Below are 22,607 nucleotides of genomic sequence, written 5' to 3'. Positions count from 1 at the left end.
AAGCAGAATGAAAAAACGATTTTTTGGGGCTTTATTTGCAGGTTTGTTCTGTATTAGCCCCCTGTTTGCTCAATATAAGTCGACGATCAAAAACGAAACAATACTGTTTAATAACCTCGATCAAGTGTTGCCTTTAAAGAATCTGGATCAACACCACATTGCAGTTGTCGTTCCTAATGCGGCAAAATATGCGATGTTCACAGAACAGTTGGCCCGCTATGCAAACACCAAAATCTTTGATTTTAATAAATTTGATGAGGACATCAAATATTATAACACCATTATTGTGGCTGGAAAGGAAGATGACTTAGATGCAGATTGTCTAGCACAGTTGAAGCAGGCCGTATTAAACAATAAAAAAGTTATCCTTTGTCATTTTTTTGAAAACGAAAAGAACAAAAAGAGTTTATCGGAGCACCCACAGTCTGATTTGATCGAATTACTTGCTCCTTTTTCAGAAATGGGACAGCGTCAGATGGCAATGTCTATTTTTGGTGGGATTCCTATAACCGCCGGTCATGTCAAAACCACACAGACAAGGCTGCAATATGGCGCTGCATCAAGTTCTAATCTGAACCTGACCAAATTGACGAAGAAAATTGATGCTATTGCACAAGAAGCCATCGATAAGCAAGCAACACCGGGAGCTGTTGTGATGATCGTGAAAGACGGACAGGTGCTCTTGGAGAAATCTTACGGATTTCACACATATTCCAAAGATATTCCTACCAAAACAACTGATATTTTTGATCTCGCATCTGTGAGTAAGATTGCCGGCACTACTCCTGTCATTATGCGTCTTGCCGAGCGGAATATTATTAATTTGGATAGTACCATGGGACATTACCTATGGCAGGCAAAGTATACCAATAAAAAGGATATCAAGCTTCGTTCGGTCATGTTGCATGAAGCTGGATTTACACCTTTTATTCCCTTCTATAAATATCTGAAAGCAGGAGACGTTGTTTCAGTCCGCGATGATAACCATCAAGTAAAAATGGCCGACAATAGCTATATCCTCAACAATTATTACCGCGATGTCATGTGGCCCGAGATGCTAAAGTCACCTGTAAAACCCACTGGAAATTATGTGTATAGTGATATCAGTATGTACGTGATGAAGGAAGTTGCAGAACATCAGACCGCTGAACCTCTGCAAGATTATGTGCAGGAGAACTTTTATAGGCCATTGGGAATGACGCGCGCGGGGTACCTTCCCCGAGAGCGTTTTGCAAAGGATGAAATCGTTCCTACCGAGCAGGATACCTCCTTTCGGAAAACATTGCTAGAAGGCTATGTCCACGATCAGGGTGCGGCAATGGCTGGCGGTATTGCCGGGCATGCGGGATTATTTGCTACCGCAAACGATTTGGCAATCTACGGTCAATTGCTATTGAATAGAGGAGAGTACGGGGGGGAGCGCTACTTTAAAACGGAAACAGTAGATTTATTTACCTCCAGGCAATCGACAAGCAGTCGCCGGGGCTTAGGTTTTGACCGTTGGGATCCAAACCCAAAAAATGAATATCCATCTAAGTTAGCGAATAGCGCTGTTTTTGGACATACTGGCTATACAGGAACGTGCATCTGGATTGATCCGCAGAATCAACTGATCTATATCTTCTTGTCTAATCGAGTACATCCTCAGGTGAGTACCAAGCTGTTGGATCTGAATATCAGAAGCAGGATTCAGGACGCTATTTATGAAACGATCAATGAAAGTCAAAAATGATAAAAAGCCTGCTATTACTTGGACTAGCAATGACGACACTCAACAATGTTGGATATAGTCAAGACTATAAACAGATACACCAAGATTTGGTGGTCGTCGACGGACACAATGATGTGATTTACGAATCCATTTTCCCCGGGAAAAATATCGGCCAGCGAATAAGTACAGGAGCTACTGATTTACCGCGACTGCGGGAGGGAGGTGTCGATGTACAGGTGTTTGCTGTTTGGTCTGATGATGCGAAATGGAAATCCGGGGCATTTAAGCACGCCAATGACCAGATCGATGCATTGGAAAAGATGATTGCAGAAAATGCCGATAAAATAAGCTTGGCAAAATCTTCACGTGACATTGAGGCTATATTGAAATCAGGTAAAATAGTTGCTTTAATCGGTGTGGAAGGTGGAAATATGATTGAAGGAAAAATTGATAATCTCGTGCGACTCTATGCGCGTGGTGCCAGATACCTCACTTTAACCTGGAACTACAATTTGTCCTGGGCGAGTTGCGCTGCAATGGAATCAGGGCGTATGAATCCCAAGGATAAAGGGCTGACAGTAGAAGGTCGAGCAATTATTCGGAAGATGAACGCATTAGGGATGATGGTTGATCTGTCCCATGGCGGAGAGCAGACTTTCTATGATGTGCTGGCGACAACGACGAAACCGATCTTGGTTTCCCATAGCAACGCCTATGAATTATGTCCACATTTCCGCAATCTGAAAGATGCACAATTGGAGGCATTGAAAAAAAATGGCGGCGTTGTTGGTGTCAATTTTTATTCAGGTTTTTTGGATCCATCCTATGAAACAAGACTTAAGGATTTGTATGTAGGCAAATTTGGTGATAAGGGGGATACAACATTGAGTACCTGGTCCATGTATGAAAAGTTGCCAAAAGAACTTCAACGGCAAGCCGATGCTCCACTTTCGAAACTATTGGATCATATCGACTATCTGGTCAAAAAAGTAGGTATTGATCATGTGGCTGTAGGCTCGGACTTCGATGGCATAGAATCCTCACCGCAAGGTCTGGAAGATGTTTCTAAATTTCCACTACTGACCAAAGCGCTGTTGGAGAGAGGTTATACAAAAACGGATGTTGCGAAGATCATGGGACAAAATTTCTTGCGCATCTTAAAAGAAAATGAAGAATAAACACTTCGTTTTTTTTAAGGTTTGTCAGTAAGGTTTCAGTATACACGCAGCATTGTTCACGTATTGTTAAAATAGTGATGTGGTAGCTAGTAATATGTAATATACTGTATATTGACTTAAGCCGCCATAGAAGTAGCATTATGGAAAGGTTGATCAGTCCTTGCGTAATATCCTGGGTAATATAATACGTATGGGGCATGATATTACGCTTTTAACAGCTATAAATTTGTAATTTCGTAGCATGGCAAAATCAAAATCAGCATACTTCTGTCAAAACTGTGGCTACGAGTCTCCCAAATGGATGGGACAATGCCCTTCTTGTAAGCAATGGAATAGTTTTGTTGAGGAAGTCGTCGAAAAGACGAGCTCAAAAGTGCCCGAATGGCGCAGTTCTACCACAGGTGGAAGCACGAAAAGAGCGAATAAAGCTGCGATCATCCACGAAATTGTCTATCAGGATGAATTACGGATATTGACTCCTGATCAGGAATTTAACCGGGTTCTTGGTGGTGGTATCGTTCCGGGATCCTTGGTACTTATCGGAGGCGAACCCGGTATTGGGAAGTCTACGTTGATGTTACAGCTCGCTTTATCGATCCCCCAAGTCAAGACACTTTATATATCTGGAGAAGAAAGCGAACAGCAAATTAAGATGCGGGCCGAGCGATTGTCACAATCTTCTAAAGCAAATTGTTATATCCTTACCGAGACATCGACTCAAAATATTTTCAAGCAGATTGAGACAGTACAGCCGAATGTCATTGTCATAGATTCTATACAGACTTTACATTCCGCACAAATTGAATCGGCGCCAGGGTCGGTTTCTCAGGTACGCGAATGTACCGCAGAATTGCTGCGGTTTGCAAAGGAAACCAGTACACCTGTTTTTATTGTAGGGCATATTACGAAGGACGGGTCTATAGCAGGCCCCAAGGTTTTAGAGCATATGGTGGATACGGTGCTTCAATTCGAGGGTGATCGTCATCATGTATACCGAATTTTACGGGCTGTAAAAAATCGCTTTGGATCTGCTTCAGAACTCGGTATTTATGAAATGCAGGGGTCGGGGCTAAGGGAAGTGTCGAATCCTTCGGAGATTATGATTTCCCAGCGCGATGAACCTGTTAGTGGTGTTTCCATTGCGGCGATGCTCGAAGGAATGCGCCCTATGATGATTGAAGTACAGGCACTGGTGAGTAACTCGGCGTTTGGAAATGCCCAACGCTCTTCTACAGGTTACGATACGAAGCGATTAAATATGCTGTTGGCTGTTTTGGAGAAACGCTTTGGTTTTAGGTTAAGTGCACAGGATGTGTTTTTGAATATTGCGGGTGGCTTGCGTGTTGAAGATCCTGCGATCGATTTGGCTGTTGTTGTTGCAATTATTTCTTCACAACAAGATATCGCGATTCGATCCAATCTGACTTTTGCCGGTGAGGTTGGTTTATCGGGCGAGATAAGGGCCGTAAATCGCATTGAACAGCGTATACAGGAGGCCGAGAAGTTGGGCTTTGATGGTATTTTTATTTCTAAATTCAATACCAAAGGATTGGATGCTAAAAAATATAATATTGCCATTCGTCCGGTTGCCAAATTGGAGGACATCTTCAGTGCTTTGTTTGGCTAAGCGAGAAAAAGGGGCAATCAATGGTTTAATATCCTAATTTACCGGGATCATCTTAAAATAGATTTTTTCAGAAAAATGGGGTTTTCCAAAGAATAAAAATAAAAAGACCATGCTTTTACTAAAGCATGGTCTTTTTTATGGATCATCTATAGTTTACTTTTTCAGGACTTCTTTCAATTTCGCGCGTAAAGCATCACCATGTAAATTCTTGGCGACGATTTTCCCATTGGGATCGATCAGTACATTCTGAGGAATAGATTTTACGCCGTATAATGTTCCGACGTCATTTTGCCAACGTTTAAGATCCGAAACATGACGCCAGTGCAATTTATCTGCATGGATGGCTTTAATCCAGGAATTGCGATCCTTGTCAAAGGATATACCCAATATTTCAAAGTTTTCACCTTTAAATTGTTGATATGTTTTTACAAGATCTGGGCTTTCGACACGGCAATCGGGACACCAAGATGCCCAAAAATCAAGGAGAACATACTTTCCTTTAAAGTCCGAAAGCTTTACAGGGTTACCAGTAGTGTCATTTTGCGTAAACGCGGGTGCTATTTTCCCAATTTGAACCGTTTCCAACGTATTTAAGTAGTCTTGGAACTCTTTCCCTTCACTTGAATTCTTGACATTTTTACCCAAGGTATTATAGAGCGCCTGAAGCTCGGTATATACTGGATCATAACCGCCGACTCTACGCAAGTCAACCAATGTCGATATAGAATCCGGAGCAGCCTTAACGCGTGCAATATACTCCTCTTTGGTAAGTTCTTTTTTTTGTGCAGAACCAAAGAATGGCAGAACTAAAAAAAGTAGTGTGATGTATTTTATCATGTTATTATTCTTATATATATTTACAAATATAAGAAAATCCACTAATTTAGTAGATTAATAAAATGTCAAAAAATGAACTTCAACCTAACTTCTAAACTTCCACATGTCGGTACGACGATCTTTACCAAAATGACGATGCTTGCCAATGAGCAGCAAGCCTTAAATCTGTCGCAAGGTTTTCCTGACTTTGAGACCGATCCGAAGTTGGTTCAATTGGTTTCTAAGGCAATGGAACAGGGGCATAACCAGTATGCGCCAATGATTGGGGCACAGACATTACGTGATACTATCGCCAAAAAATATCGTGAAGTTTATGACGTGTCGGTTGATGCTACAACGGAGCTTACTGTGACGTCTGGCGGCACACAAGCAATTTTTACAGCTATTGCCACAGTTGTAAGGCCACAAGATGAGGTTATTATCTTTGAACCGGCATACGATTGTTATGCGCCGACGATCGAGTTGTTCGGTGGTAAAGTTATTCCCGTGCGATTATTAGCTCCGGATTTTCAGATTGACTGGGATTACGTAGCTACGTTAATTAATTCCAAAACCCGTTTAATCATCATCAATAATCCGAATAATCCAACAGGCAAAGTACTTGGTAGAGAAGAATTGATTAAACTTGGAGATTTGTTATCAGGTACCCATGCGTTGTTGCTGAGCGATGAGGTATACGAGCATATTGTTTTCGATGGTGTTTCGCCCCAATCGGTACTGGAGATACCCACCTTGCGGGAGCGAAGTTTTGTTATTGCTTCCTTTGGAAAGTTATTGCATACAACAGGTTGGAAAATTGGTTATTGCATCGCCCCGGAGCAATTAACGCAAGAATTTAGAAAAGTACATCAGTTCAATGTGTTTAGCGTAAATACGCCCATGCAATTCGCTATCGCAGCATATCTGGAGGATATAAGCTATGTCAAAGGCCTATCGGATTTTTTTGAGCGGAAAAGGAATTTGTTGAAGGATGGATTAAAGGGATCCCGGTTTAAGATTCTTCCTTGCGAAGGAACTTATTTCCTTAATATAGATTATAGTGCTATCAGTCAGGAGAAGGAATTTGAATTTGCTTGTTCGTTAACTAGACAACACAAAATTGCAACAATCCCACTTTCGGCGTTCTATAAAGAAGCTACAAATCAACAAGTTTTGCGGGTCTGTTTCGCTAAAAAGGATGAAACGCTATTAAAAGCCGTCGAGATTTTGAATAAGGTATAACCCTATTATTGAGCTAACAGAATAGCTAAAAGGTTTTATTTAAAATATCGCTAAGAAAGAACGACTTTATTAAAATTTTACTTCAACTTGAGGTACTAATTTTATAAATTTGTAATTCACGTTTATCAACATACCCATAAAATGGCTAGATTAAATTTATTGGAAGAAACGCGCTTCGAAAAAGTCCCTGTGAGCGTCTATCCAGATCAAAATTCAGCTTCGAAAAACGTTGCAAATCGTATTGCTGAAATTATTCGTGCAAAGCAAGAGAAAGGTGAGAAAGCTGTTCTGGGCCTTGCTACTGGTGCCACACCGGTAAAAGTCTATCAAGAATTGATTCGTTTGCATAAAGAAGAAGGTTTAAGCTTTAAGAACGTGATTACCTTCAATCTTGACGAATACTACCCGATGCAACCTGACGCTGATCAGAGCTATGTGACCTTTATGAACAAAAACCTGTTCGACCACGTAGATATTGATGCAGCCAATGTAAATATTCCAGATGGTACCTTAGCTCCTGACCAAGTAAATGCATTCTGTGAGGCTTACGAACAGAAAATTACAGCTGCTGGAGGTTTAGATATTCAATTATTAGGTATTGGCCGTACCGGCCATATCGGTTTCAATGAGCCAGGTTCTGCACCTAACTCAGGTACACGTGTCGTAACGTTGGACGATTTGACCCGTCGCGATGCTTCACGTGCTTTTGGTGGAAAAGAAAATGTACCAACAAAAGCGATTACCATGGGTGTAGGTACAATTTTTAAAGCGAGAGAGATCATTTTGATGGCTTGGACCGAGACAAAGGCTGAGATCATTAAAAAAGCAGTTGAGGGTGAAATCTCCGCAGAGATTCCTGCAACTTATCTTCAATTATCAGATAACGTTGAATTTATTCTTGATGAAGCTGCTGCTTCATTGTTGACACGTTTTGATCTTCCTTGGTTGGCTGAAGATGTTACCTGGACACCTTCGTTAATTAAAAAAGCAGTCGTTTGGTTAGCGTTAGAGATCAAAAAACCAATCCTGAAACTTACCGACGAGGATTATAATGCACACGGGATGGCCAAGTTGGTTACAGAAACCGGTCCGGCATATAATATCAACATCCGTATATTCAACGAACTTCAACATACGATCACGGGATGGCCAGGAGGTAAACCCAATGTTGACGATTCACAACGTCCTGAGCGTGCCAATCCGGCGAAGAAAAATGTAATTGTATTTTCTCCACACCCGGATGATGATGTCATCTCGATGGGGGGTACATTTATTCGTCTGGCAGACCAAGGACACAATGTCCATGTTGCTTACCAAACTTGTGGTAATACAGCTGTTTGGGATGATGACGTGGTACGTTATCTGGAGTTTGCTGAAGATTTAGCTAAACAAATAGGGGCAGAGGCGGAAGCTTCTCAGATCGGTCGAATTTATGATGAGGAAAGAGCAATTTTTGCGACAAAAAAACCAAATCAGATCGATACTGAACTTGTGCGTAAAATCAAAGCATTGATCCGTAAGGGTGAGGCGATCGCAGGAGCTCGTTTGGTTGGTTTGCCCGATGAAAATATCCATTTCCAGGATCTACCCTTCTATGATAGACAGAAGTTTTCAAAAAATGTATCTTTTGAAGATGATATTCAACAAACAATGGAATTGTTGCGTCAGGTAAAACCACACCAGGTATTTGCTGCAGGTGACTTTGCTGACCCACACGGTACGCATAAAGTATGTTTCGATATCTTGTTTGAAGCATTGAGCAGATTGAGCAAGACAGATGAGTGGACCAAAGATTGTTGGTTATGGTTATACAGAGGAGCATGGCATGAATACCCGATCCACGAGATCCAAATGGCCGTTCCGTTATCTCCACAAGAAGTTTATCGCAAACGTTTAGCCATCTTCAAACACCAATCTCAAAAAGATTTACCTGTATTCCCTGGAGATGATCCACGTGAATTCTGGGTACGTGCTGAAGACCGTACAAGCGAAACCGCAGCTTTATATGACCAATTAGGTCTTGCAAATTATGAAGCTATTGAAGCGTTCGTAAGATGGAAATTTGACTAGAATAATTGTCTGACTATAAAATAACTGTCTGACGACATAAAAAAGTCCTGAACCTGAGGTGGTTCGGGACTTTTTTATTTTTAATCATTCTAAATAAGTTATTTTTTATACCTTTGCGGTGTTATTTAGAATAATTAAAAATAATTACCCAAAATTATTAACATGGACAAACACTTACTAGCTCTTGCTTCTACATTTTTAATCGGAGGTGCAGTATATGGTCAAACCTCGGGAATCGTCAAAGGTAAAGTCGTCGATATACAAAATAATCCCTTAAGTTCAGTAACCGTTTCAATCGGAGATAAAAAGGTCCGTACAGACCATAGAGGTCATTTTAGACTACATGGCATCGACCAAAATACGGTGATTAAATTCACTTATATGGGCTACCAAACCACCGTTATTGATTATGTTTTTAGCACGAAGAGCCCTGAAGTGATTATTGATCCAATCACCCTAGTGAGCAATGAGCAGGCAATTGATGAGGTAGAAGTGTTTGGTGAACGCAACAAAAAGCCAAAAGGCTTGGAAATGATTACACGTATGCCATTGAAACCTTCGGATCAAATTCAGAGTATTTCTGTCATCTCCAATAAGGTCATTCAAGATCAGGGTATTCTGACGTTGACGGATGCTGTAAGAAATATTCCGGGGGTAACCTTGTTTGGTTCTTATGGGGGTGTTAAAGAATCTTTGTCAACACGTGGTTTCAGAGGGGTACCTGTATTGAAGAACGGTGTGCGGATGGACTCTCAATTTCAGACTGCATCTGGAGTCGTGGATATGCAAGGTGTGGAGTCTATTCAAATGATTAAAGGGTCTGCTGCGGTTACACAGGGCGTTATTACGGATATTGGTAATGCTGGTGGGGTAATTAATGTGGTCACTAAAACCCCTAATTTCACGAATTCTGGAGAGGTTGGTGTCCGTGCAGGAAGCTGGGGGCAATTCCGCCCAACCTTTGATTTCCAAACGGTACTAGATAAGAAAGAGACCGTTGCTTTTCGAATGGATGGCGCTTATGAACGTAGCGATAGCTACCGCAAAAGTGTATCTTCCAACCGTGTTTATCTAAATCCATCCTTAGCTTGGAAACCAACGGATAAGACGACAATTACTTTGGAGGGTGATTATTTTAACGATAATCGCACGCCGGTTAATTCCGCAGTCAATTTAAATCCTTCGCAAGGCGTGAATGCGTTATATGTTATCCCGAACAATAAGTTTTTGGGCTTCAATTCCGATAATAATAATACAGAGATGAAGAGCTTTATGGCTCAGATCAATCATGAATTGACCGATCGCTGGAGCATCAGAGCTTCTATTGCAACATCATCTTACCAGGTTGATAACCAATCATCTTCTTCCTCATTGATTAAAGACGATGCAAAACAATATAATACATTCTCGCGCTCAATGAGCAAAAACCTGCGCGATGACAAGAATAAAACTTTTCAATTTGACTTGATCGGAAAAGATCTTTATACGGGCAAAGTAAAACATTTGGTTCAAGCCGGGGTGGACTATCGTATTGCTGATGCGACAACAACTTCTTTCACAGGAAAATTAAGTCCGCTGGAGAAAAATGTTCTTTTGAAAAAAGCCGATCAAAATAGTTCTGTAATTGATATTATTGATATTCACGGCGATTGGGTAAATGACCTATCCGAGGTTGTCTATGTCGATTCATTGGGTAACCAGCGAAAAGGAAAGCAAATTGCTTATACGGCAGGAACTCCCGTACGAAGTTATTATTCTTCTATCGGATTTATGGGGCAGGATGTTATTGAATTTAATAAATACATTAAGGCTGTATTAGGTTTACGTTATTCCGAAATTACAACAAAAGATTTCACATCAAACGGTAATAAAAGGGAGTCTGCATGGAATCCAATGGCGGGGGTGATAGTTACGCCATTTGAGAATTTTAATGTATTTGGGTCTTATACAAACTCAACGAATTTAAGGAATGCTGCGAATCCATTAACCGATGGTACAGCAGCAGGTGCTTCTAAAACCGAACAATTTGAGGGGGGAATTAAATCCGATTGGCTGAATAATCGGTTACGTTTCAATTTAACCTATTTCCATATTTATACCTCTAACTTGACCAATGCGGAGTATAAGGCCGGAACCAATGATCCTACAGGATTATACTTTAAGGCTGGGGATTTGGTACGCGATGGTATTGAGGCTGAGTTGAACGGTCGCGTATTGGAAAATTTGACTGTGATGTTGGGCTATGCTTATTTAGATGCACGATATAAAAATTCACCATCTTATATGGATGGATCGGCACCGATGAATGCGCCAAAACATACGGCAAATGCATGGATACAATATGTATTTGATCAAGGAGCTCTTCGGAACCTGAGTTTAAGTGCGGGCGTTTATTATGTTGGAGACCGACCTGTCAATGAATATAGCTTAACGCCAAATGGACATGGCGAATATTATGGTACAGAACCTTTCAATATGCCAGCTTATACCACATTAAATGCACAGGTGGGATACAAATGGCGCAAATTTGATGCGAAAGTCTTTGTGAATAATATCACCAATGAGATTGGATTGAATTCATACTTCCGAGGTGGTTTTATTAATCAGATCGATCCAAGAAATGCTGCTGTTGCATTGAGTTATAAGTTTTAAGAATACAATATCTATATAAAACAGAAGGGCTGTCCAACTTCTTTGGACAGCCCTTTTTTTATTCTATTTTGCCTTTATCAGCTTAAGTGCCGGTTCAAACAGTCGATTTTTGAAGTGACTGATGTTATTTTAGGCAGCTTTTTTTTATTGTCAACGATAATAGCGTTTATCATTTTGCGTCCCAATGAATTAATAGCTGATTACATCACCTGATCGTCCTTTTGCATCAAATACTTTAAATAAGTATTTCTTTCCAGTCTGGAATGGTATCGGACCGTTCACTATTTTGGATTTCAATGTTGGCGTAGTGCCGTTGTCGCTGTAATAGACTTTGAAACCGGGATAATCGGTATTGATAAGGAGTTGGCTACCCTCTTTCTTGATTCCAATTTTAGGAAGTCGATAGGTATAGCCTCCATTTATCCTATCCAGTTTTCTCAATTCATCCTCACCTAATTTTTTGATAAAGGAGGTATACGATTTACGATAAGTAGCCTCGTCAAAAGAATTCCCTTTTTCCCAGGGTTGTTCGGGTGCCCACGCGCGATCAGCAATCGCTATTAAACGTGGAAATATCATTTCTTCAAGACGTTGGTCAGTAGATACCTTTTCTGCCCATAAGGCACCTTTGATACCGAGGAGGTTTTTCTTCCCTTCCGCTGTAAGCTGTTCTTTATTGGTGTATGCCTCTGGTCTAAGATCTTTTCCGGTGTCATCCTTGCGCAGATTGATGAAGAAATTTTCAGGAGAAAATGAATATGTTCTATTCAGATTAACCGTACCGACCCAACTGTGTCCTGGATCAGCAAAATCACGGTCCCAAGACATATCCAGGTAGTTGTTTGCAGCGCTCGTGTAAACAACTTTATATCCTGCATTTGCCAATCGATAAGCGAGGTCTTCCTGTCCTTGGCCCGGGAGATTGTTCCATACATTCAAATGGATGCCGGATTTTCCTAGATCGGCATTGACAACCATGCCTTTTCCTTTATTGCGCATACCCATTTCTTCCCATCCAGACATCGTCAACCCTTTTTCTTGAACAAGGGTATTAATTTTGGTAATATACAGTGGCCATACATCGAGTACATTAGCGATATTATTTTCCTTCATAAAGGCTAATACCTTTGGCGATTTTTCCCAAACACCACTTGGCGTCTCGTCGCCTCCCAAATCGATAATTTTCAACGGAACTCCAGCTTGATCATGCATCGCTTTGATTTCATCGATCACCTTGCTCAGGAAGTGATAGGTTGAAGGTAGGGCAGGGTTCATGACATTGTCATTCCAGTTTTGTGCAGAATTGTAAACGGATTTGTCCTCTGCATCGTCCAGCAGGAATTCCTCCGCCTTCTGTTTATCGCCAAGTTTTGAGTAATGTGCAAAACGCGCGCGCATTGCTTTGATCGCTGCGCGGGCATGACCAGGAGTTTCTACCTCTGGTATGACGTCTATATGTCTTGCCTGAGCATATTTTAAAATTTCGATATAGTCAGCAACACTGTAGAATTGATGCGGCTTAGCGGTAGCGCCAGATCCATAAGCAGACTGTATTGCCTTTCCATCTTCAAAATTAGCGGAACGGTTGGCTCCGATAGCCGTTAATTCGGGTAAAGATGGGATTTCCAGTCGCCAACCTTCGTCGTCAATGAAGTGGAAATGGAACTTGTTCAATTTGTAGGAAGCCATGAGATCCAATATTCTTAAAACCTCGGCTTTGCTATGGAAATTACGGGCAGCATCCAGCATAAATCCACGGTAACCATAGCGCGGGCTATCTTCAATGTTACCGAATGGTAATGTGATCGATTTTGTGGCTTTATTCCATTGGCTGTGATTGATCAACGATTTTAACGACTGTATGGCATAAAATGCACCCGCTTTATCAGAAGCCTCTATTTGTATACCTTTAGCACCAATCGTCAAGTGATAGGATTCGGGCTTTAAGTTGTTTGTTTTGACAATTTCAATGCCGCCTTGTGGACTGGATGAAGCTGCTAGCTTAACGCCTGAATAGCTGGTCAGGAAATCTGTCAGAAAGCCTCCTTCGCTAGCAAATTCATGGTCAACAAACAGTTTTGTACCTGTCGATAGGTTGAATTTCTCGTTATTATTGATGCTGATATTGCTTGGTAAAGGGATGATATGCTGTGCTACTGCACCCTCTACCAGCTTGTTTTGATCGTATTTATAAGCAAAGTAATCGATTTTTTCAGCGTCCGACTGGGGAGCAATTTTAACCGCAGAATAATCCGAAATATTTGTTGCAAGCCCAGTCTTATTATTTTTTAGGTATAGACCAATTGGCCCATCCGTATAATTGACCAGTCCAGTCGTGATAAAATCGATGTGGACTGTATCTTGCGCATTTAATAAAAAGTTATTTTTCTTAAAGCTAACCTGAAAGAGATCTCCGTTTCGGTGGTCTATCGCAAAACGTTTGTCGACCTTATCGGGATCAATAGATCGGATAAAATTAAACCAGAGGCTCCAGTCGTTGAGTTGAACAGCACTTTTCCCCTTGTTTTTTAAAATTAGGGTGGATACCGGATTTTTACGGATATTCTGTCCGTCTTTAACCTTCCAGGTAAGTTGCAGTTGATCCGCGATTGCACTCGACTTTTGAGCATAGGCTTCCTGGCTTAATAAAGCCAAGCCCAGTCCGGCATAGAGTAGCGGGTTTTTGATTTTTTTAAAATTAGTCATGTTGGTTACTTTTTCAATGACTCTAAATATAGCTATTCTAGAGGGTTTTATGATCTATTTTAAAAAATATGAATAAAAAAAAGATAAAAATTTTGACACATTTATAAATATTTCTATATTTGCACACCGAAACAGAAAACGGCCCGTTCGTCTAGGGGTTAGGACGCAAGATTTTCATTCTTGAAACAGGGGTTCGATTCCCCTACGGGCTACAGATCTAAAAGTCAAAACGTACAAAAGCCTGCAAATTAAACATTTGCAGGCTTTTTTGTTTTTCAGTATCTACAAAACCTATAATAAATCCAAAGAAAAAAGTGGATCATACCGAAAGTTTGGGGGAGGAGAAGTTTTTAAGCATACAATTTCATTACTCTATATAGGAAGAATGTGGTGTCCCTTACACCGCGAAAGACACCCCTGAACGCTTTGAGCTTTGCATTGAAAGATTCTGCTGAAGCATTGGTGCTTCTATTGTCGAAGTAGTGTAGAATGTATTGATGATGCGCTGGAATGGATCTTGCTACGCTCTCAAATGAAGCGATGCCCGCATTTTCAACCTGATTATGCCACAGTCCTAGTTTGGTAAATGCTATCTTTTTGTCCTGGCATTTATTGAATATGTCACCCAGGGCAATTCCAAGGTCATAAGCGAGCTTTAGCCTGGGAAACCGCATGAACAACAATTCAGCTCGGTGTTTCTGGTTTTCGGACCATCGGCTTGGGTGCTTGAACAAGAGGTGTCTGGATCTAGCCAGTAGCTGTTTGAGCGTGTCTCCATTAGGCAACAACTCGGGTTCATATGGGATTCCTCTCTTTCGCGATTCCATTATCTTCTTGCTTTCCGCATCCAATACTTCCCAACGATACTTAATACGAAGTTCCTGCACTGCATCGTAAGCTAACTTTTGAACATGGAACCGGTCGACCACACGCCTTCTGCTTGCTCTATTGTATCGTTCGATTATAGGTTTACAACTTTGTCGTAATTGTATCGTCCTATTATTGGTAGTACAGAATGGGTTTACAAACGTTGACTACTGGTCACCTTATTCCGAACTCAGGCGGTCAATATCGCCGAAATCTCTCCTCGTGTATTGTTTTAAAACTTTTCGTTCCATTTCTTCATTTTTCCAAATTTCGATATGGTAATAATCATTATCTGTCTCATTAGCAATATCTGGATCCTTTACACTCCCCAAATTAGAAGAGTAAACTCGGACTCTATATTTTCCCGGAATTACCTTTATGGATAGTTGTATTTTGTGATATGGACAGTCTAATAACTGGAGCTCACCGGATTGAATATCAATTCCTCCCTCTACTATATGATCATATTTGTCGTAATCTATATTGTTACTAGGTCCTTCTAATAGTGTTATATCACCTTTGATATCGTTGCCAAAACTTTCTACACCTACACCGATAACTTTATTTGTTATTGCAAGTCTCTCATTAAAAGCTTTTTCATCCCAAAACTCCTCTGATGAAGCACTTCCTTTATTCTCATCGTTGCCATCTTCAATGTAAAACTGATGATAATCTGTATTAAATTTAAAGCTATAAATTCTCATTGCGCTTGTATTAATATTACTAGAACTAATATTAGCAACCATACTTAGGATTGCAAACCAAATTAAACCTTTCATCTGAATATTTATCATATAAATTATGGTAATGCCATCGCAGCAGGAATAGATGCTCCTCCTGTTTCCGGTACTAATAATATTGCCCCGCCCCATTTTACCACTTCCCATAATATTATACCTGCTGCCACGCCAGTTCCAACTTTAAGCGCGGTAGAAACAGGTTGAGTTGCGGGCACTGTTACATCTTCAGGTTCCCTATCTTTCGGTATGGGAATTACCGTAAAGGCGTCTCCTTGCTTCAATTTAGAATATAAACCTCCAAATCCTCCAAGCTGCCCTCCTTGTATACTTTGCTCTCTGATAGGGACAGCTGCAACCTCAGCACCTTCTCCGCCCTCGAAAGTAGAAGCGTAAGGATATTCATCTAAAGATTTGCCTGGCTCTCTCATATAATCTTTTCCTTTGAGTGCCGCTTTTCTTCTGTCATTTCGTCGTGATTTATCAGAGTCATAATGCAAAACAGTTGGCTTTCCCTTTCTAAAAGAACTTAAGGTATGATTGTAAATATTTGGAGTTAGTTTTTCGTAAACGAAATGAATTTTGTTCAAATCTAAAGAGCCGTTGGAACTAGATTGCTGTTGCATTGCAGTAAGAGCTATTTGAGCGTCATTTAGGGTAAATTGAACTCCTCCAGCAATATTAATAATATCTTTTCCGTCTGGGTCAACATATACTATTGGATTGTCTATCGCATAATTATATGGTGACCATCTCCTATATTTCTCCGCCAAAGGGTCAATTACATTCCATCTACCTATCTCCGCGTCATAGAAACGGGCTCCATAATCCAATTGGCTCCCAACATCTTGCTGCATTTCCTTGCCATTGTAAAGATAATTATTATTCGTCCCAACCAAAATTGATTTTGTCTTACCGAAAGGATAATAATTCTGTCTTTGAACAATTACCGGAATAGTTGGACTGACATCTTTTTTTAGCACAACTCTGACATTGCCGAGATGATCTTTTAAGTAATAATGATAGCTAAATGTTCCTGAACTATTTAAGAGAAAGCCTTCTTCCGTCGAAATTCGTTCAATCGAGCCTAAACCAGTTCCATTCATATTGTATTCGATGCCGTCAACATAATTTCGTTCGGAAGAAATCGAGTTTACAGTAGTATTTTTACGAAGTTTAATCCCTGTGGCATCATATAGATAGGTTACATTGGTTCCGGTTTTACTTGCTGTTTTTGTCAAATTTAGATAATTATAAGTGAAATCGAGACCAGTTCTGTCCTTCAATGTATTGCCATTGGCATCATAGCTATATTTAGCGATAATGCCTCCTTTTAAGCTGTCTATTTTATTACTCTTTCCAGAACTTAAATATTTATAAATTATTTCACTTCCCGACTCTCTTTTTAGACTAGTTAGATTCCCAACGTCATCATATTTTAAATTTTCAGTTATTAACATAGCTCCGGTACCTGAACCACTTTTCAAGCGGTTCAATCCATCATATTGATAATCCATGATGCCAGCTGCAGGTGTACCATTTTTGTAACGTTGCTGAGCTATATTACCATTATATTGTACTGTGCCACCATCTACATAAAAAAGAGTTTCACTGAATTCATTGGAATACATTCCTTTTAACCATCCCCGCTCGGTGTATTTATATTTAGTAGTAGATAGAAATGTTGTTCCATTGTCTTCACTGTGAAATCCTTTGCTCAATAATTGCCCAAGTTCATTGTATATTGATTTACTTTGAATAATTTCTGCCTGCGTACCAATCTTTTTCTTCACGATAAGAGGCCGACCTCTATGGTCATAAATATTTGTTGTCAGGATAGTCGTTGGCGTTCCAGTCGGTGTAGTGCGGTGCTCTCTTTTATTAATTAAGATATTCCCTATGAAATTGTAAGTAATCGTTTCGAGATCTGTACCCCCTATATGACTCTGTGTCGCCTTTTGTATTATACGACCATAATCATCGTAGTAATATATTGCTAACATCGGCGCAGTTCCATCATCCCTTGTTTTCCGAACCGCTGTTACAAGACCTTTCGTCTTTAAGCTTTTAGTGATTCCAACAGCTTGTAAAGCGCTATTATTATTTCCTGTAAATAGATAATCATCATAAAAATTCGTTAAATAAGCATTTGTAACCCCAGAAATAGTTGGAAAAGCGTTATTAGTATATTCTCCTGTACCGAGCCTTTCCTCGTAATACTTAGGTACTTTATTGACAGAATCCTGCGCAGCCTTCTGGCTCGCATAATTCTGTATAAATTTGCCTGTTATCGCGATACGTCCAAAAGAGTCATATTTAATAAAGGTCCATTGATTCAAAATTCGCTGATTTGCATCCTGTATCAATACCATTAAATTATCCTCATTGTATACCATATATTGCCATCCACTTCCAGGAATCTTCTTCTCAGCAAGACGCCTTCTATTATCATAACGATAAGCGTAAATGAGTTCGTTAAAATCACCGACATTATCCTGAAAAGTCGTCCCTGTAAAATTGGGCGGAAGAACATATTTAAGATCTCCAAAGTCATTATAGACATAATAGGTACTCTGTGACTTTGTTTTAGTTTCCCAGGTTCTTTTGAGGACAATTCGATCCTCAAAATCCTTAAATTCTTCCACAGTTCTGCCCTTAACACTATCTGTTATCCAATTTTCGTCTTTTGTTACAGTCTTAAAAAGCTTACCTGCTGGATAAAAAGTTGTGCTAGAAGCTCCAGATGCGTTTATTGTCCAAGCCCTCACTTCATTGGCTACATTTGTCCCGTATTCTGTAACAATTGTACGTCCATTAGTTGATCTGCTGGCAGCTGGCTGCCAAACGTCCCCCGGAAATCCCTGTTCCTGAATCCGGTTTGATATACTATTTTCGAATACAGTCAAAGAAAATGGATTGTTTGTCTGCTTGAATGTAGTGTCGCTTCCTCCTGGCAAATAAAAAGCAAGCTGAGTCGCCTTTGCAGCGGTTTTAAAACTTCCGTCGTTAGCTGTTTTCTCTGCATAGGGTAGATACTTCGTAGTCTCTCTTCCTTTTGTATCGTACTCAATATGGGTTACAAAATCTTTCGCAGAAGGGCTTCCGCGCCAATCCAGTATTTGAGAGGGCCTTCCAAGACCATCTAAGTACCTGATTGTACGGTTTACTGAATCGACAGGTTTACCAGCCATCGCAGCAAGAGTTTTGTAGGGTTGTCTTGGTACAATTTCCATGGTATATGCGACCGTACCAGTAGGTGTCTGCGAATAAACTAACTGAGCAAGGAACGATGAAAACAATAAGAGTAAAAGCATCAACACCTTGTATCTAATTACTTTTATTCCAATAACCTGATCAGAAAAACACTTTCGCTCTTTAAGTTTGTTACCGGTGTTTATTGCCCATGATAACAACTTTTTTAAATATATCTTTTTCATTGTACAGGCTTTTAAGGTGTATAATTATCAACATCAAGTGAGGAACAGCCCGAATCTGAGATATTCACATTTTGAAAGGAAGCGGAGGGTCCAAAAGCATAGAATCCACAGCTCATCATATAGGCCGCATTAAAATTGTATGCCGTGTTCATGTCGAGATAATAGTTTCCCGCCTTGATCTGTACCTGGTAGCTCGAGTTGGCAGGAACACTAATCTGTGTATAAGTTCCACCAGAAAATGTTGGACTGAAAGTTATAGTTACTGGATATACTGTAAAATTATAGGCATAGAAATTAACTGCTAACGCATTGCAAATACCATTAGCATTAGCATAATTCTGTCCGTTTGTATCTATATCATCTTGCGCCATTTGATCAGCATACTGCTGCGATATTGTTGATGAATATTTTCCTGCAGGCACATTATACGAGACTGTACTTCCCTGGTATCCAACACCGCAGTCGCGTGTAAACGATTTGCTTAATGTAGCATTCTTATATACCGTTAATATTGGATGACAATTTACATTTTCACCTGCATAATTATAACAGAATGCTTTTATGATATAACCATTATAATCCTTGATCGTACTCAGTCTTCCATAATTATCGTATTCATAAAATTCGGTTTTACCACTAGGATCGGTTTTACTCGACACTCCATACAAAAGACGATAAGTATAACTAGTAATGAGTTTATAAGGCAGGGAAGTACGGAGACCACTGACTACAGTTGTGATATAATTGTCCATCACCGCTGCTTTGTTGAGATTATCAACAATAGATTGGTAGTTCACTCCCAGAGCTGTCTGAAGTTCTGAATTAGTGGTATTCTCAAACTTGGCTATGAGATAATTTCCGCTATATCCCCAGAGATATGTGTCTTTTTTACCTGAAAGTCCGACTACCTCCATCGGGTTTCCATAAGAATCGAATTTTGTGACCTGTACTTGTTCGGAAAGTATACTGTTAATAAGACGTTCTTTTTTATTTAATAAGAGCAGACCATTAGTTACAGAAAGTGTGTTGGAAAAAGTATTTCTCTCTAACACTTTTGACGTATTTTTCGTTGTTTCTGTCTCCAACGGCGATGAAATTACATTCTGGCTGACCATCGCCTGAGCTATTGTGGTTGAGAAATCCCACGGAAACTTAAAAGTCGTCAAAATAGTCTCGTTCAGTTTGCTTGCAATTTTCGTAGTCTTTATGACAGTATTAGGTTTAGTTAACGAATATTCGTAAGACTGAGTGCTGATAACTTTACCGTTAACTGTAAAATCAGTAGTCGTTTCCTTGATCAATCTGTTAATGTACGGATAGATGTAATAAGTACCTACATTAAAACCAAAGTTGCCACCATATGCGATGGGGAAGAGTGATGAATTCGAAGGATGTATTGGATCTCTTCCCCCAGATGTCCCAGATATAAAAATCGCAGTAATTTTCCTATCAATAAGCATATTTTTTATTGGGAGGTCACCTTGATAGTAATAGCCCTCGTTGAGATAATCCTTGATACTTACAGTGTCAAAAGAAGCTCCATTTCCTTTAAAGATTTCTTCCCGCTTAATTTTGGGGCCATTTTGAAATAAAGTATGAACAGATGTCGTAAATCTTTTATTGAAGAGTTTGGTTGCTTCCAGCTTGCCGATATCATCATCCTTAAATTCAAAGTAACTTGTTTTCTTGCCTCCTGCACTGTACTCTGTCACCTGATCGTACCAAAATCCGGAATTGCCAAAATCATAGGCATTATGATCCGAAAGGGATTTTATAGCAACGGTTCTGTTGGCTATAGTCTTAATAAAAGGCATATTTCCATTATAACTACTATAATAACTAAATATATAATGTTCATCGATGAAATCGGCCAAGGTTGGAACGAGTTTGATATTGGCTAGTCCACTTTCATTCTTTCCATATTTGTAGGATTTATCGAACTGAAGGGAGCCATTAGCATTATAGAATTTAATGGATTTTACGCGGAGTCCGCCACCTGTATTTGGTACCAACGGGATATCTGAAAAACCTGGAGAGCTAACTGTGTAATTAAATTGATGTGGCTCGTAATCATATTTGACATATCCACCAGTGGGCAAATTAACCCGTTGCAGCATAAAAGCTTTCATCTTGGCTGTATCCACGGTTTTGTCCGCGTAACCGATTGGTATGCCATAGGGACTAATACTCTCACTGACATAGGAGTAATTGGTATAAGTATTTAGGTTAACCTTTGGAACCTGATTTACATTATTTTTACCATTGTAAAACCCCCAGTAATCAATTTTTGGAGACGATTTGTCAAAGCGGTTCGCATCATATACAAAGGAATAGGTTTCAGTGTTTACTTTCAACGACTGCAAAAGTAGATACCCCATCGTACCATCCTTTGCGCCATAGGTAAACGTAGCCTTGCTTATTACAGTTTTCGTTGCATCCTTAATTTCAATGGAGCTGATCATCGTTTCCAAACCAGTAAAATAATTGAATGTCACATCTCCATTGCTAAACTCGATGGTTTTCAACATTTTTATATAATTATTGCCATAGGATGCAATATTTATAATGCCTCCGTAATCACCTACAAAAGGAGAACTTGCTGTACCGTCTCCATTATCTTCACTCTTGTTATCGTTTAATGTTACTGGTACATTAGTTGATGGCTTCGTGGAGCTGACGTTGTTTTCCACCCAGGTAAATTTGATCTTCTGTTTGTTGATCAAGGTGATTTCACGCAATAGCCAGGTAACATTGACATTGTCATTATTCTCAAGGAAAGTATTGGTTGTATCTCCAGTATTGTTTCCAAAGATATATTCAGTTCCGTCTTCATCGATGACTTTAAATCCAACAATATCGGAATATTGCCCTGAAGTCGTGGTGATCTGTATTTTGATATTATTACCATAGGCTCTAGCCTCAAAAATTCCATTTATATTTAAAATAATAAATGTAATGCTCTTATTTGGCAGTTGTAGCGTGAAAATATCCCGCTGACTATCGTAAAAATCACTGTATTGCATTTGATAGTAAGCAAGGCCTTCTTCCGGCCTAACGATACCTTTGAGAGGTTCATAAAAGTCTCCATAATCACCACCACCACCGGGAATCCGGCTTCCCCAGTTACTATTACTAGAATTATAAGTGTCCTTAAAAGGAAAACCTTCATCTTTCCTTCCAACGACGCGTCTGGTTACTTTTGGATTGAGATTAAGCGCCCATCCATATCCATAAGGTATGGGCGAATCTTCAATAGAAATACCCTTTGTGCTATACACAAGTTTTATGGGCATAGCATAATCGCCAATCTTGAGGTCAAAAATATCTATGGGAACGTTGACCATTCCCGAAGACAAAATCGGTTCATATTTATCAAATACCGGTAATTTGGCGACTATCGGATTAGGAGGAATATTTACGAAATTCAATTGGTTATTGTGCTGTGCTGAAAGCTGGCCGGAAAATAGTAAAATAAAGCCTGCAATTATGTAATTGGCTCTTAAAAATATCCTTAATCCCATTAACCTAAGTTTGATGGTCTTTTTCATAAATAATTAGTTGATT

Annotated in this window: 12 protein-coding genes and 1 tRNA gene; 7 read left to right on the top strand and 6 right to left on the bottom strand. The window is 39.8% G+C overall.

Annotation, left to right across the window (positions count from 1 at the left end; all coding sequences use genetic code 11):
* The first annotated feature begins 7 nt into the window (after positions 1-7).
* The 3 genes from OK025_RS07390 (at position 8) to radA (ending at position 4,516) form a co-directional block, all read left to right on the top strand.
* The gene (locus OK025_RS07390; protein WP_317668945.1) at positions 8-1,732 is read left to right on the top strand and encodes a serine hydrolase domain-containing protein; all 1,725 of its coding nucleotides are present in this window, start codon (positions 8-10) and stop codon (positions 1,730-1,732) included.
* Positions 1,729-2,889, top strand: coding sequence for a dipeptidase (locus tag OK025_RS07385; protein ID WP_317668944.1), 1,161 nt, complete (start codon positions 1,729-1,731; stop codon positions 2,887-2,889). Before OK025_RS07390 ends, OK025_RS07385 begins: the two co-directional genes overlap by 4 nt.
* Positions 2,890-3,130: 241 nt before the next feature.
* Entirely contained in the window at positions 3,131-4,516 is a 1,386-nt protein-coding gene (radA, locus tag OK025_RS07380) for a DNA repair protein RadA (RefSeq protein ID WP_317668943.1), read from the top strand.
* Positions 4,517-4,669: 153 nt separating this feature from the next.
* Here radA and OK025_RS07375 read toward each other — a convergent pair whose 3' ends face one another.
* Complete coding sequence (locus tag OK025_RS07375) at positions 4,670-5,353, bottom strand: TlpA disulfide reductase family protein (RefSeq protein ID WP_317668942.1); 684 nt, start codon at positions 5,351-5,353, stop codon at positions 4,670-4,672.
* Between the two features lie 72 nt (positions 5,354-5,425).
* On the opposite strand from OK025_RS07375, the gene OK025_RS07370 reads away from it, so the two are divergent.
* The 3 genes from OK025_RS07370 to OK025_RS07360 all read left to right on the top strand — a co-directional run bounded on the left by OK025_RS07370 (position 5,426) and on the right by OK025_RS07360 (position 11,296).
* On the top strand, positions 5,426-6,574 hold the full coding sequence (locus OK025_RS07370) for a methionine aminotransferase (protein WP_317668941.1): 1,149 nt from the start codon (positions 5,426-5,428) through the stop codon (positions 6,572-6,574).
* A gap of 141 nt (positions 6,575-6,715) precedes the next feature.
* Positions 6,716-8,644: a glucosamine-6-phosphate deaminase gene (gene nagB / locus OK025_RS07365; protein ID WP_201669845.1), complete on the top strand. Its 1,929-nt coding sequence runs from the start codon at positions 6,716-6,718 to the stop codon at positions 8,642-8,644.
* Positions 8,645-8,806: 162 nt separating this feature from the next.
* Positions 8,807-11,296, top strand: a complete 2,490-nt coding sequence (locus tag OK025_RS07360; RefSeq protein WP_317668940.1) for a TonB-dependent receptor — start codon at positions 8,807-8,809, stop codon at positions 11,294-11,296.
* Positions 11,297-11,485: 189 nt separating this feature from the next.
* Here OK025_RS07360 and OK025_RS07355 read toward each other — a convergent pair whose 3' ends face one another.
* The gene (locus tag OK025_RS07355) at positions 11,486-14,002 is read right to left on the bottom strand and encodes a family 20 glycosylhydrolase (protein ID WP_317668939.1); all 2,517 of its coding nucleotides are present in this window, start codon (positions 14,000-14,002) and stop codon (positions 11,486-11,488) included.
* 140 nt (positions 14,003-14,142) lie between these two features.
* Between OK025_RS07355 and OK025_RS07350 the strand changes: the two genes are divergently transcribed.
* A tRNA-Glu gene (locus OK025_RS07350) sits at positions 14,143-14,214 on the top strand.
* Between the two features lie 138 nt (positions 14,215-14,352).
* On the opposite strand, the gene OK025_RS07345 is transcribed toward OK025_RS07350, so the two are convergent.
* The 4 genes from OK025_RS07345 to OK025_RS07330 form a co-directional block, all read right to left on the bottom strand.
* Positions 14,353-14,931 carry a transposase gene (locus tag OK025_RS07345; RefSeq protein ID WP_317668938.1) on the bottom strand — a complete coding sequence of 193 codons (579 nt, stop codon included), beginning with the start codon at positions 14,929-14,931 and terminating at the stop codon, positions 14,353-14,355.
* A 117-nt stretch (positions 14,932-15,048) separates the two neighbouring features.
* Positions 15,049-15,663: a hypothetical protein gene (locus OK025_RS07340; protein WP_317668937.1), complete on the bottom strand. Its 615-nt coding sequence runs from the start codon at positions 15,661-15,663 to the stop codon at positions 15,049-15,051.
* 5 nt (positions 15,664-15,668) lie between these two features.
* A complete protein-coding gene (locus OK025_RS07335; protein WP_317668936.1) occupies positions 15,669-19,043 on the bottom strand; it encodes a DUF6443 domain-containing protein in 3,375 nt (1,124 codons plus the stop codon).
* An 11-nt stretch (positions 19,044-19,054) separates the two neighbouring features.
* Positions 19,055-22,591, bottom strand: coding sequence for a DUF5977 domain-containing protein (locus tag OK025_RS07330; protein ID WP_317668935.1), 3,537 nt, complete (start codon positions 22,589-22,591; stop codon positions 19,055-19,057).
* Positions 22,592-22,607: the final 16 nt, after the last annotated feature.

It is taken from the genome of Sphingobacterium sp. UGAL515B_05, from assembly GCF_033097525.1.
GTDB lineage: Bacteria > Bacteroidota > Bacteroidia > Sphingobacteriales > Sphingobacteriaceae > Sphingobacterium.
This window is presented reverse-complemented; position numbering and strand designations above follow the sequence as displayed.